Here is a 13,578-nt window from a genome sequence, read left to right as displayed (position 1 = left end):
TTCTGCACTTTTACAAGTATACGTCTGCTTATTCCTGCTGTCAATCAAATATGACGAAGAAGAATTTCGCTAAAGGCTTCAAGGCCGGCTTGATCGGTTTCGTCAAAACGATTCAGTTCAGGACTGTCGATATCGAGGACACCAATCGTTTTTCCATCTTTAATTAATGGAATGACGATTTCTGAATTCGTTGCCGCATCACACGCGATATGGCCTGGGAAAGCATGGACATCCATGACGAGTTGTGTCGTTTGATCTTCTGCCGCTGTACCGCAGACACCACGACCGAATGGAATCCGGACACAAGCAGGTAAGCCTTGGAATGGTCCGAGAACGAGTTGATTTTGTTCTGCGTCCGTTAAATAGAAGCCGACCCAGTTCGTTCGATCGAGAAATTGACCAAGTAACGCACTCGCATTTGAAAGATTGGCAATTTGATTCGTTTCTCCGGTCAGTAAAGCATCAAGTTGCTTATTCAGCATGTCATATTGTTTTGTTCGGTCACCATCATACGTCGTTGTCTCAAACATCATTAAGATTCCTCCTGAAAAATCATATTTAATCTATCTTACCCGAGTTTTAAAGATGCTGACAAACAATTGATTTCTCGGCGAGACGCTGTAATCTGTGGAAGAAATCAGGAAAAGCCTTAGTAAATCTATGCAAATCGGTTGCGCTATACTATTATAAGGATAAGATTAAAAGCGAAATTGTTGAAAAATGGAATCGCTTGATAGGGTGGAGGTCGTGACAAATGTGGGCATGGGTGATTGGTGTCATCGTCATCGTATTACTCGTCATGTTATTTAGCATGATTAGTCGAAAAAAATATTATACAAAAATTGACGAGCTAGATATGCGCAAACAGGGGATTATTAGCGCATCAATTCCGAAGGAGCTACAAGAATTAAAGCAGCTTCCGATGGCGGGCGAGACGGAGACGAAATTCACTTCCTGGCATCAGGCTTGGGAGGAACTGTTGACAGTCCACGTCGCGCAAATCGATGAAACATTGTATCGAGCGGAAGAAGGGCTCGATAAATATCATTTCCTTGCCGTCAAGAATGATTTAGAAGTAACGGAACAATTAATCGGTGAGCTTGAAGGGTTAATCGATGAGATGCTGCGTGAGATGGAGACGTTTAAAAATAATCAATCTGCATTGACTTCATTGAAAGCGCAAGGTGAGACAGATTCAGGTCAAGTCCGTAAATCGTTGCTCCTACAAGCGACGTCGTTTGGTCCGGCATTAGCGAAACTTGAAGAACGTAGTGAAGAAATCGATCAGTTGCGTACAGAAATGTCTGCTTTTGAGGAAGCAGGTGAAGTGACGAAAGCGTATGAAACAAGCCTTCAGCTTGAAGAACGAGTCGCACAGACGCGTCAATTAGTCGAAGTGATTCCGAATCATTGGAAAGTCCTGGCACATGAGTTACGTCAACGAATCGACCAATTGAGCGCCGGATATAATGAAATGACGCTGGATGGCTATCCGCTTGAGCCGCTTGGCATGCAGTCGGATATTAAACGATTTGAGGAAACACGCCTCAACCTAGTTAAAAAACTTGAATTTCTAGAAATGGACGATTTAGAAGAACGCGTCCAGCAACTTTCGGCTGATGTCGACCAGATGTACGATACGTTCCGTCGTGAAGTCGACGCGCGTCATCATGTGAAAAAAGAAAATCAAGTCTTGAAACAAAAAGCACTGCGGATGCGTGAAAAAGTCCACCAATTGGCGCAAGAATTTAGTTCGCTCCGTGAACAGTATGAGATTTCAGCTGACTTAGGAGAGCATTACGAGTCGATTCAGCGCGATGAAGAGATGTTGTTTGGGGCAGCGAAGGATTTGGACGAATCCATCGCTAGCCGAATCATTCCGTTCAGCATGTTAGAAGATCAGATGCGTGATGCCATTCGGCTGGAAGAACAATTAACGATTCAATACGAACGGTTCAGTATCGAACTCCAAGCACTACGCAAAGAAGAGCTGGAAGTACGCGAACGCATCAATGAATGGCGTCATGCATTCTCTAGTGCCCGGTTACGATTAAAACGGCTCGGGTTACCGAAGATGCCGCAAGATGTCGAAGAAGCGCTTCAAACAGCGAGTCGTTCGTTACAGACGCTCGAGGCACGTTTTGAGGAGATTCCGTTTAATGTCGGTTACATCGTTTCGCAAAGCGAAGATGTCAAGTTGACGTTTAAACAATTGCAAGAACGGATAGATACATTAGTGTTCGAAGTCACTTATGCAGAACGACTTGTCCAGTACGCGAATCGTTTCCGTCGCAATGATAATGAGATACATATGTCGTTGACGATTGCTGAGACGAAGTTCCTCGCTGGCGATTACGAACGTGCGATTTTACTAGGGGAACGTGTCCTCGAACAATTTGATCCACAATCAATTGAACGAATCAAACAAGCATGTGCCAAGCAAGAAACGATTCATATGTAATCATCACTGACAACTCAGGGTGGCCGCCGCGGTCACCCTGTTTTCGTAAAAAAAAGGAGCGATTAAGATGGGAATACTTTATGTAAACGGAATCATTCGAACGATGGCGCATGAACATGATGTTCATCCGGCGATGTTTATCGAAGTAGGTCGGATTGTAGCCATGGGGGATGAGGGGAAGTTACGGCGACGTTTCGGTAAACGCGTCGAGTCGATTGAGAATCTGAATGGCAAAGCCGTCTATCCTGCCTTTACCGATGCGCACATCCACCTCATTGGATATGGCGAAGCGATAGGTCGTGTCGATGCTTCGCGTTACATGACGCTAGAAGAACTCGGACAGGCCTTTTTAAAAGCGGAAGCGATCAATGGAATTCATGTGGCAGAAGGCTACGACGAGACCAAGCTAGATCAAGCGCCAACAAAAGCTTGGTTGAATCAACTGTTCCCGACAGAACCAGCTTTACTAAAGCGGACGGATCGGCATACGGTACTCGTCAATGACGTATTGTTTGAACAATTGGGATATAAAGCATCAACGGTCATCGAGGGTGGGAAAATCGGTTTGCTCGATTCAGGGGAAGCAGATGGTTTTCTTTATGATGCAGCAATGGAACCGCTCTATGCGTTGCAAGCAGGATCGACGGAACGAAACAAATCATCGTTGCGCGCGGCAATCAAAGACTTATATCGTCATGGGATCGTGGCGGCACATACAGAGGATTTATCTTATCACGGTGCATTAAACGAAGTCTTATCAGCTTATAAAGAAGTGACGGAAGAAACGGGTTTTCATGCCCATCTTCTCGTGCATCATCTCGTCCTTGATGAATTCATTCAAGCAAACCCTGTTCTCCCTGACACGCTCTCAATTGGAGCGATGAAATTATTTGTCGATGGTGCCCTCGGTGGAAGAACGGCATTATTGCATCGTGGCTATTCGGACGACCCGACGACGCGTGGCATTGAAGTTCACTCGCAGGACCAACTTGAACAACTCGTGAAGCGAGCACGAAGCTACGGTTTCACTGTCGCGGCGCACGTCATCGGAGATCTTGCAATCGAACGTTTCGTGGATGTGCTTGAAAAGTATCCGGCTCCGAAAGGGACGCGCGATCGTATTATTCACGCAACGGTCGTACGACCTGAATTATTGGCACGGATTCGGAAGTTGCCTGTCTTAATTGATGTGCAACCGGTCTTCTTGTTAGATGATGCTGATTTTGCTGAAGCACGTCTCGGTTTGAAGCGTCTCGACTCGGCCTATCGCTTGAAGTCGCTAGCGGGCACAGGAGCCTTAATGTGTGGCGGCTCTGACGCGCCGATTTCAAGTCCCGATGTTCGCCGAGCGCTCTATGCAGCGACCGTGGGGAAAGCAGGGCGGATTAATAAATCGAACGAAGTTCTTTCAATGTACGAAGCATTGTTATTATTCACAAAAAATCCACATGTCGCAACAGAGACACATGGACGAAAAGGAATGTTATTGCCTGGATATGATGCAGACTTCGTCATCTTCGAAGAAGATTTTTATCGTATTGCAGATGAACAGATTCTTACGAATCGACTAGTCGAAACGGTACAACAAGGAAAAACGGTCTATCGCCAGGAAGCATCTTTGACAACGACTTAAGAGGTTGCGTTCGTTCCGTAAATCCTCAAAAGGGGATGACTCATAGTCAGATGAACACCACCCCTTGTGACGGACGCGCTTCCTTTCCCCTCGGAGTCGAGGATGAACGTTTCCGTCCTCTATCAATCAAATGACCGATGATCCGATTTTCGCGGTTTAAAGCGATTCAAGACGTTCTTTTCTGTACGTTCCTTAGGTGATAAAAAAACTTCCTTGTCCTTGGTGGACAGGGAAGTTTTTGTTTGTTTTATAAGAATGACCGTTGGATTTTGTGCCAAAATGTATTGTTCGTTAATTTGACGGTTTTTAATTCTTTATCGGACAATTGGATGTCGACGGAGTCCGTTCGTTTTAAGCTTAACGCTTCATTGTCCATCCCGATGATCGGATAGTCGTTTCCGTCTTCGATGATGCGAAGCGATAATTTACGACCACGGTTCAAGAGGAAAGCCGATCCGAGCGTCCGGTAGCGGTTATTGTTGACGGATGCGATTTCGCTGACTTGGAGGCAGTGAATCAATGGATCGACGATTGCACCAGACAAGGACTTGTTATAAGCGGTCGATCCGGTCGGCGTCGAAATGACCATACCATCGCCACGGAACGTTTCAAATAAGAATCCATCAATGTAGACTTCAATTGCGAGTGATTTAATGATGCTCGATTTAACGGAACATTCATTGAGGCAAAGCATACCTGGCCCGCCATTGATCGATGCTTCAAGCAATGGATAACGTCGGACTTCAATTTCGCCATTCGAGACGCGATCGCCTGTTTCTTTGAAAATGGCTTCGACGGAGGACAGGTCATTAATGTCGAAGTCACAGTAAAAGGAATTTGGACCTTCTGCGAAACCGACATAGATGGCATCGTCACGGAAGCCTGTAAAGCGAGCTGCTTGAAGAAACGCGCCGTCACCACCGATTGAAACGATGATATTTGCTTGTTTATGATCCTGGACGACATTCAATCCGTATCGCTTGCCGACTTCAACTAATTTACGTACCTGCGTCTCGTGTCTTTGTTTATTTCGGTAATACAGGTAGACATTGTTTCGAGCCATGGTCAATTCCCCCTTGAAAGCGTTTCATGTACTCTTTCATTATAACTGTTTTTTCAGAAATCGGGAACCGATAGCTAGGAAGTTCGTCAGAAAGCTTGCGTTATAAGGCGAACATTCCTATAGTAAGATTGGAAATGCATTTGAAAGACAACATGGGGAAATGGGGAATACACATGGCAACGTTTAAAGGAAATGATATTACATTACTTGGTACACAAGTTGAAGTCGGACAACAAGCACCAGACTTCGAGGTACTCGCTAACGATCTTTCGCCGGTTTCGCGCGATACATACAAAGGAATTCGTATGATTAGCGTCGTTCCATCGATCGATACGGGCGTCTGTGACGCTCAAACACGTAAATTCAATGAAGAAGCAGCACAAATCGATGGCGTGACAGTGTTGACAATCTCAAACGACCTTCCGTTCGCACAACGTCGCTGGTGTGCCGCAAGCGGGCTTGATAATGTCGTAACATTATCGGATCACCGTGATTTATCGTTTGGGCATAGCTATGGCGTCGCGATTGAAGAACTTCGTTTGCTAGCTCGTTCGGTATTCGTTATTGATTCAGCAAATCAAGTCGTCTATGTCGAATATATGCCAGAATCGACAGACGAAGTGAATTTTGATGCGGCGATCGCCGCAGCAAAAGCTGCGAAGTAAGAATAGTTTACAAACGACGTAAAACAGATACAATGGATGTAATGAGAAGAACGGCTCCCAGGAAATATGGGGGGCCGTTTCGTTTTGAAAGGATGAACTGACGATGGAAGCATTAGAAAAATTATATAAGGAACTAACGCAACAAACGAGAAAATTAGAACGCGACCTTGATATGCCCTATTTAGAGGCGCTGACGGAGGTCATTGATCGCTTAAATGACCGCCATACTGAAAAAGTCGATCCGGAAGTCATTCGGAAAGCTGTTTCGCTTGCTGTTCTCGAAGGAATGAAACAGGCACAACCGAATCATTTGCCGACACCGGACAGCGTTGCATTGTTTGCAGGTTATTTAATCGGGAAACTAATCAAGAAGGACGACGCTCGGTTACTTGATCTTGGTAGTGGAACAGGTGGGATGCTTCATGCCGTCATGAGTCAACTTCCGACGGGGACGGCAGCAGAAGCAGTCGAAGTCGATGAAACGTTAGTCCGGTTATCGGCTTCAATCACGGAATTACTCAATTATCCCGTCACTTACACGCATCAAGATGCACTCCGTCCTCTACTGTTAGATCCGGTCGATCTCGCGATGGCAGACTTGCCGATTGGTTACTATCCGGACGAAGAAGTATCAAAAGAGTATGTGTTAAAACGAGAAGAAGGAATGAGTTACAGCCACTTTCTTTTGATTGAACAGGCGATGAATTATGTTAAACCAGGCGGATTCGGTGTCTTTGTCATCCCGAATGGATTATTTGAGCACGATACGGAAGGGAAATTGAAGCAGTATTTTGAGACGAAGGCACATGTCGTCGGCATCTTGCAACTGCCATTAACCATGTTCAAGCAAGAACAGGCAGCAAAAAGTTATTTAATCGTCCGAAATCACCTAGCGGGAATGACGATGCCAAAACAAGCATTACTTGCTGAACTCCCGTCATTCACCGATGCACGTGCATTTGGTGGAATGGTGAAACAGATTGATGAATGGATTAATACAGAATTAAAATGAAAAGTGAAAAGTAATTGAATTCTATTGTTAATTTGACTATTCTAATGTAAGACAGAAAAAATAGAACACCCACACAGATGTGAATGTCTACTGATTTTGAATGGAAAAGGGGAAAATAGATCATGGCAAAAATTATGGCGGTAAATGCTGGCAGTTCGTCGCTTAAGTTCCAACTACTTGAGATGCCGAGTGAAACGTTAGTAGCAATCGGTTTAGTAGAGCGTGTCGGGAAAGACGATGCAATCTTTACAATTAAATATGGTGAAGGGCAAAAGTATACAGACGTCCTTCCGCTTGCAACACATAAAGAAGCAGTAGAACTCTCACTTGAAAAGTTGATGGAGTTTGGCATCATTTCTTCTTACGATGAAATCAAAGGTGTTGGACACCGTGTCCTTCATGGTAAAGAAAAGTATGCAGATTCTGTCGTGATTACGGAAGATGTCATTAAAGATATCGATTCCTATACAGAGCTCGGTCCACTCCACATCCCACCAAACTTGATTGGGATTCGTGCGTTCCAAGCAATCTTGCCGGAAGTCGAGCAAGTGGCTGTCTTCGATACGGCCTTCCACCAAACGATGCCAGAAGAAAACTTCCTTTACAGCCTTCCGTACGAATACTATACGGAATACGGCATTCGGAAATATGGCTTCCACGGTACGAGCCACAAATATGTTACGGAACGTGCATCTGAGTTGCTCGGACGTCCGCTTAAAGACCTTCGTTTGATTTCTTGTCACCTCGGTAGTGGGGCATCGATTGCAGCAGTTGCTGGCGGTGAGTCACTCGATACGACGATGGGCTTCACGCCACTTGAAGGAATTACGATGGGAACACGTTCTGGTTCGCTTGACCCGGCCTTGATTCCGTTCCTGATGGAGAAAACAGGGAAGTCGGCAGAAGACGTCTTGAACGTCATGAACAAAGAATCAGGAATCTACGGATTATCTGGTCTTTCAAGTGACTTACGTGATGTTGAATCAGCAGCAACAGAAGGAAACCACCGTTCTGAAATGGCACTTCGTATTTTCGCGAACCGGATTCATGGATACATCGGACAATATGCTGCAGAGATGAACGGCGTCGATGCCATCATCTTCACGGCAGGTGTCGGTGAAAACTCTGATTCGATTCGTGAGCGTGTTCTCCGTGGACTCGAGTTCATGGGCGTCTACTGGGATCCATCGCTTAACAACGGAGCGCGTGGAGAAGAACTCTTCATCAACTACCCGCACTCACCAGTCAAAGTCATCATCATTCCGACGAATGAAGAATTGATGATCGCACGTGATACAGTTCGTGTCGGTGGATTGATTGAACAAAATGCATAAGTACTAACATGCAGAAGGCCGGACGTCATGTCCGGTCTTCTGACTGTAGACAACGTGCTATCGGGAGATCAAGCGTCTTTTTTCGTTGCTTTCCTCGGGCGAGGCGCAAGCCGTTGCTCCTTGGATCCTAGCGGACAACGAGCAGGGTCTTGCCTGCCTGAACGTGAACTGCTCCCCGTCAAGTAGACAGGTCAAATAATATAAATTTTTTAAACGGCTTGAGCCCTGAATTCCAGCGGACTTAAGCCGTTTAATCGTTTTTGATACCGCAGCTCATTATAAAATCGAATGACGTGCGTTAAACACGCACTTTTCCCCGTAGGAGTCAACGAAACATGACGCTTTTTAGGGAATACCATGATGGAAATCCAGTCATGCAGACACTTTAGAGCGCAATCCACCTCGATATCGTATGTTCACGTTTCATAAGAGTTTATCTACACGAAGGCCGGACATCATGTCCGGTCTTTTTTTGTATTGATAAAGCTAAAACAATGATTTTTTTAACGAGAACTTTTGTTCTCGTTTTTTAGTTATGTTACAGTCTTTGTCATATAACGTTCTGAAATCTGTCTTCATTTCAAAAATAAGTCGTAAATAAGGTTTGAAAACATAAATATGAGCCTTTTGTAACATAATAGTAATAGTAACGACATTTTTTTGTGGTCTATATGTAACGGCACTGCCCCTTTTTGTCATGTATATTAATCTCAGTTAACAAATCGGGAACAATTATGGAGGAGAGATTACATGATGAAACGAATACTCGCTAGTGTTTTAGCAATGTTGTTAGCACTCAGTTCGTTTGCAGGTCTTCAAGCAGAAGCTGCTACTAAAAAGAATGTTAAATCGTCGGTCAATAGCCTAGTTGTTCGTCAAAAAGCAACCACGTCATCGAAAAAATTAGGTCTTCTTTATAAAAATCAAACTTTACCGTACAAAGCAAAAACAGGTAACTGGTACAAAGTAAGCTACAAAGGAAAAACAGCATACTTAAGCGCACGTTATTCAAAGGTCGTCAAGAGCTCGTCTTCTAAAAAACAATCGTCAAGCGGTTGGAAAACACTAACAAACGTCAGTGCGACAGCTTACACGCCGTACGATCCAGGCAGCGGCAACTTGACAGCGATTGGTTGGAACATCAAGAGTTCGAAGAAAAAAGTCGTAGCGGTCGACCCGCGTGTCATCCCGCTTCGTTCGACGGTCAAAGTGTATTATAAAGGGAAATTAAAAGGTACGTACACGGCAGCGGATACAGGTGGAGCCATCAAGGGGAAAAAACTTGATATCTTGTACTACTCGCGCTCAGAAGCATTCAGCTGGGGACGTCGTAACGTCACCGTTAAATTTAAATAAGCACATCTATCCATCGGGCATCGGCTCGATGGATTTTTTTACGAAAAAAAGCACCCTCGTGAGAAGGTGCGGAGAAAATAATGAATTCAATTAAAGACGGACGATCAAAACATCACATTTGGCGTAACGTGTGATGCTTTCAGAGACACTACCGATGAAGAAACGTTCGACGGCATTCAGACCGGTCGCACCACAAATGATTAAATCGACATCATGATTTGGAGCGAGTTTCTTCGCGATCGTGACTTTCGGTGAACCGTACTCGATTGCGACTTCCACATCTTTGACTCCACGTTCTTGCGCCGTTTTGACATATTCGTCTAATAATTCTTTTGCATAAGACTCGGCACGCTCTGTGATTGTGCGGTCATATGCTTCGACAGTCGCGAACGTCCGTGTATCGATGACATGGGCGATGACTAACTTGGCGTCATTTCGAAGTGAGACGTCGATTGCGGTCTCAAATGCACGTTCTGCTTCTTTTGATCCGTCAACTGCTACTAGTACGTTATGATATACGATTGCCATGATGAATCCATCCCTTCGTATTCGGCTGATACTACGTCCTTATTATACCATTCCCACAAATGGAAAGTGTTGAACATTGTTAGAGTTCTAAAAATTGTTCTTCAAACGTGAACATCGTAAGATAGAACAAGGTGAAAGGGGGCGATGCCAAGATGAGGCACGCGTTGATTACAGCAGGAACGAAAGGGCTTGGAGAAATGGTGACACGCCGTCTGTTAGACGAAGGATGGTATGTGACAGCATTGCACCGATCGAAGCCGGAGTTTGAACATGAACGTCTTTATCCAATTCAAGCAGATGTGACGAAACAAACCGAATTGCTTAAAGCAGTAGATGAAGCGATGGAAAAGCATGGGCGGATTGATGCATTGATACTTAATGCGGGACCGTATATTTTTGAACGGAAATCACTCGTCGATTATTCAGACGAAGAGTGGGACGAAGTCGTCGCAGGGAATTTGACGGCGAGCTTTTGGTTACTACGGAAAGTGATTCCAATCATGCGGGAGCAACGCTATGGACGTGTCATCACATATGGTTTTCCGGAAAGTGCGACAGCACCAGGATGGATTTATCGAGCTGCTTTCGCTGCTGCGAAGAGTGGGATGGTCAGCTTAACGAAAAGTGTTGCGTTAGAAGAGGCGGAGTACGGGATTACGGCGAATATGGTCAATCCCGGAAACATCGTCGGAGACAACAAGACGAAGTGGATTGATGAAGCAGTCGCAGACGATCAAACGCCTGTCGGCCGGACCGGTGTCGGGGGCGATATCGCCCGCGCCATTTCATTTTTACTTGCAGAAGATGCGAGTCTGATTACGGGTGCAATTCTCGATGTGACAGGTGGCGTCAACGTCGTTCATCAGTCGCGAAAATAAAAAAAGGTTAGCTCATCCGAAGAATTCAGTCGGTTGAGCTAACCTTTTTTAGTAGATGTTTAGTTGGCTTCGATTGATTGTAAGTGTTTCGGATAGCGCGTCAATGCTTCTGGACCGTCTGCTGTTAAATGAATGTCGTCTTCGATTCGAACGCCACCAACGTCAGGGACGTAGATGCCAGGCTCAAGTGTATAGACGATACCAGGCTCAGCTGTCAGAAGATTATTCGATGCAAGTGACGGGAATTCATGGACGTCGATTCCGAGACCGTGACCAACGCGGTGCGTGAAGTATTCGCCATAACCAGCCTGGTCGATGACGTTCCGTGCCGCTTCGTCGAGTGTACCGAGTGTGATGCCGACACGACTCGCATCTGTCGCTGCTTCAAGCGCGGTTAAAACAGTTTGATACATTTTTTCCTGTTCCGCGCTCGGAGTTCCATAAACGAACGTCCGTGTAATATCAGAGCAGTATCCTTTCCAAACGACACCGAGGTCAAACAAAACGAAATCGCCCTCTTTAATGACGCGGTCGCCAGGGACACCGTGCGGATCAGCGCTGTTTGCACCGAATAAGACGAGTGTATCAAAAGACATTTCGCGGACGCCTTTTTTCTTCATCTCGAATTCGATTTGTGCGATGACTTCGATTTCAGTAACGCCGGGGCGAATTGCATTTTTCCCGATTTCGATTGCTTCGTCTGCGAGTTGAGCGGCTTCGCGCAAAATCGTGATTTCTTCTGAATCTTTTTGGAGGCGTAATGCTTGGAGCTTATCTCCGATATCGAGAATTGCCGCATTTTCCAAACGAGACTCAAGCTCTTTGAAACGGCTGAACGTCATGTGTTCCCCTTCAATCCCGAGTCGGTTGTTTGAGACGGCGAACGAGCCGAGCAATTGCGCGATTTTGTCGAATGGATTTTCATGATCGGCATAAGTGACGACTTCACCATCCCATGGACTTGCTGCTACGATACTTGCTTCGAGTGCTGGGCAGAAGAGTGCTCGTTTTCCATTCGCGTCAACGATGACGGCCATGACACGCTCGTGTGGTTCAGCGTAGACACCAGAAAAATAGAATACACCGGCTTTTGAAGTAATCAAGGCGACATCGATGCCTGATTCTTTTAATACTTGGCTGATTTGATTCGTACGTTCTAACATCTTATTCCCACCTCTCTAATAGTCACTTTTCAGTATAACATCCTTGCTTTTGGAAAACATTTCTCGCAAATCGGACTAGTACACTTTTCATTCTTTCGAGTAGTACAGTATAATGACAGAAGAGTAGAATATAGGAAAAAGAAGGGATACAGCATGCCTACGAAACACGAACAGATCATCCGACACATTGAAGATCTCGATGTTGGCGCAAAAATATCCGTCCGGCAGATTGCGAAAGATTTAACGGTATCGGAAGGTACGGCATACCGTGCGATTAAAGAAGCCGAAAATCTAGGCTTTGTTTCGACGATTGAACGGGTCGGGACGATCCGCATTAAGAAAAAACAGAAAGAAAATATTGAAAAACTGACGTTTGCAGAAGTTGTCAACATCGTTGATGGACAAGTTCTCGGCGGACGGAACGGTCTACACAAGACGTTAACAAAATTCGTTATCGGTGCGATGAAGTTAGAGGCGATGATGCGATACATCGACGTCGATAGTCTCGTTATCATCGGTAACCGAGAAAAGGCGCATGAACTGGTTCTCGAGGCGGGAGCGGCAGTCTTAATCACAGGCGGTTTCGATACGACGGAAGATGCGAAGCGCTTGGCAGATGAAATCGAACTTCCGATCATTTCGACGTCGTACGATACGTTTACGGTTGCGACGATGATTAACCGGGCGATTTACGATCGCCTGATCAAAAAGGAGATTTTGCTCGTTTCCGATATTTTGATTCCGTTGCATGATACCTTTTATTTACAGACGAACGACCCGATTTCCAGATGGCATGAATTGAACGAACAGACGAAACACAATCGGTATCCTGTCATCGATGAACAGATGAAGGTCGTCGGCGTTGTCACGGCGAAAGACATCATTGACCGACCGCATGATTGGCCGGTTGAAAAAGTCATGACCCGTCATCCGATCACGGTCGGTATTCGGACGAGCGTGACGAACTCGGCGCACCAGATGGTTTGGGAAGGGATCGAAATGTTGCCGGTCATCGACCAGTACGGCAGGTTGCTAGGCATCATCAGTCGGCAAGATGTCTTGAAGGCGCTCCAACTCGCAAATCGTCAGCCGCAAGTCGGCGAAACGTTTGATGATTTGATTACAGGGCAAATCAAGACGGCCGAAGATGACCGAGGACAGTATTTGTCGCTTGAAGTCTCACCGCAGATGACGAATTTCATGGGGACGGCGTCGAGTGGCGTCTTGACGACGCTGCTCGTCGAGGGTGCGACACGGATGTTGCGGCATATGAAGAAGGGTGACCTCGTCATCGAAAATGTCAGCATCTACTTCATCAAGCCGGTCCAGATTGAAAGTACGATTACGATTCGGGCAAATGTATTTGATGTTGGCCGGAAGTTCGGTAAAGTCGACGTCGAGATGTACCAAGGAACCCAAATTGTTGCGAAGGCACTTGTGACCTCACAATTGATCGACCGATAAATGACCAAATAAAAAAGACGG

Annotated in this window: 13 protein-coding genes; 8 read left to right on the top strand and 5 right to left on the bottom strand. The window is 45.6% G+C overall.

Annotated elements, in window-relative coordinates:
- Window positions 1-44: 44 nt before the first annotated feature.
- On the bottom strand, window positions 45-530 hold the full coding sequence (locus A0126_RS10980; RefSeq protein ID WP_088838511.1) for a GAF domain-containing protein: 486 nt from the start codon (window positions 528-530) through the stop codon (window positions 45-47).
- Between the two features lie 224 nt (window positions 531-754).
- Here A0126_RS10980 and ezrA point away from each other — a divergent pair, with 224 nt between their 5' ends.
- Both ezrA and A0126_RS10970 read left to right on the top strand, forming a co-directional pair.
- A complete protein-coding gene (gene ezrA, locus A0126_RS10975; protein WP_088837623.1) occupies window positions 755-2,461 on the top strand; it encodes a septation ring formation regulator EzrA in 1,707 nt (568 codons plus the stop codon).
- 67 nt (window positions 2,462-2,528) lie between these two features.
- Window positions 2,529-4,094, top strand: a complete 1,566-nt coding sequence (locus A0126_RS10970) for an amidohydrolase (protein ID WP_088837622.1) — start codon at window positions 2,529-2,531, stop codon at window positions 4,092-4,094.
- Between the two features lie 247 nt (window positions 4,095-4,341).
- On the opposite strand, the gene A0126_RS10965 is transcribed toward A0126_RS10970, so the two are convergent.
- Complete coding sequence (locus A0126_RS10965; protein WP_029331162.1) at window positions 4,342-5,157, bottom strand: NAD kinase; 816 nt, start codon at window positions 5,155-5,157, stop codon at window positions 4,342-4,344.
- A 167-nt stretch (window positions 5,158-5,324) separates the two neighbouring features.
- Between A0126_RS10965 and tpx the strand changes: the two genes are divergently transcribed.
- The 3 genes from tpx (at window position 5,325) to A0126_RS10950 (ending at window position 8,168) form a co-directional block, all read left to right on the top strand.
- Entirely contained in the window at window positions 5,325-5,822 is a 498-nt protein-coding gene (gene tpx / locus A0126_RS10960) for a thiol peroxidase (RefSeq protein WP_157898524.1), read from the top strand.
- 103 nt (window positions 5,823-5,925) lie between these two features.
- A complete protein-coding gene (locus A0126_RS10955) occupies window positions 5,926-6,834 on the top strand; it encodes a class I SAM-dependent methyltransferase (protein ID WP_088837620.1) in 909 nt (302 codons plus the stop codon).
- Between the two features lie 122 nt (window positions 6,835-6,956).
- Entirely contained in the window at window positions 6,957-8,168 is a 1,212-nt protein-coding gene (locus A0126_RS10950; protein WP_088837619.1) for an acetate kinase, read from the top strand.
- Between the two features lie 209 nt (window positions 8,169-8,377).
- On the opposite strand, the gene A0126_RS19860 is transcribed toward A0126_RS10950, so the two are convergent.
- Entirely contained in the window at window positions 8,378-8,527 is a 150-nt protein-coding gene (locus A0126_RS19860; RefSeq protein ID WP_369834724.1) for an IS3 family transposase, read from the bottom strand.
- A gap of 391 nt (window positions 8,528-8,918) precedes the next feature.
- Between A0126_RS19860 and A0126_RS10945 the strand changes: the two genes are divergently transcribed.
- On the top strand, window positions 8,919-9,524 hold the full coding sequence (locus A0126_RS10945) for a 3D domain-containing protein (RefSeq protein ID WP_029331158.1): 606 nt from the start codon (window positions 8,919-8,921) through the stop codon (window positions 9,522-9,524).
- 90 nt (window positions 9,525-9,614) lie between these two features.
- Here A0126_RS10945 and A0126_RS10940 read toward each other — a convergent pair whose 3' ends face one another.
- Window positions 9,615-10,052, bottom strand: coding sequence for a universal stress protein (locus A0126_RS10940; RefSeq protein WP_088837618.1), 438 nt, complete (start codon window positions 10,050-10,052; stop codon window positions 9,615-9,617).
- Window positions 10,053-10,204: 152 nt separating this feature from the next.
- Between A0126_RS10940 and A0126_RS10935 the strand changes: the two genes are divergently transcribed.
- Window positions 10,205-10,930, top strand: coding sequence for an SDR family oxidoreductase (locus tag A0126_RS10935; protein WP_088837617.1), 726 nt, complete (start codon window positions 10,205-10,207; stop codon window positions 10,928-10,930).
- 59 nt (window positions 10,931-10,989) lie between these two features.
- Here A0126_RS10935 and A0126_RS10930 read toward each other — a convergent pair whose 3' ends face one another.
- Entirely contained in the window at window positions 10,990-12,093 is a 1,104-nt protein-coding gene (locus A0126_RS10930) for a M24 family metallopeptidase (RefSeq protein WP_088837616.1), read from the bottom strand.
- Between the two features lie 153 nt (window positions 12,094-12,246).
- Here A0126_RS10930 and A0126_RS10925 point away from each other — a divergent pair, with 153 nt between their 5' ends.
- Window positions 12,247-13,557 carry a DRTGG domain-containing protein gene (locus A0126_RS10925; RefSeq protein ID WP_088837615.1) on the top strand — a complete coding sequence of 437 codons (1,311 nt, stop codon included), beginning with the start codon at window positions 12,247-12,249 and terminating at the stop codon, window positions 13,555-13,557.
- The last annotated feature ends 21 nt before the right edge of the window (window positions 13,558-13,578 follow it).

Source organism: Exiguobacterium sp. N4-1P (assembly GCF_002214325.1).
This window is presented reverse-complemented; position numbering and strand designations above follow the sequence as displayed.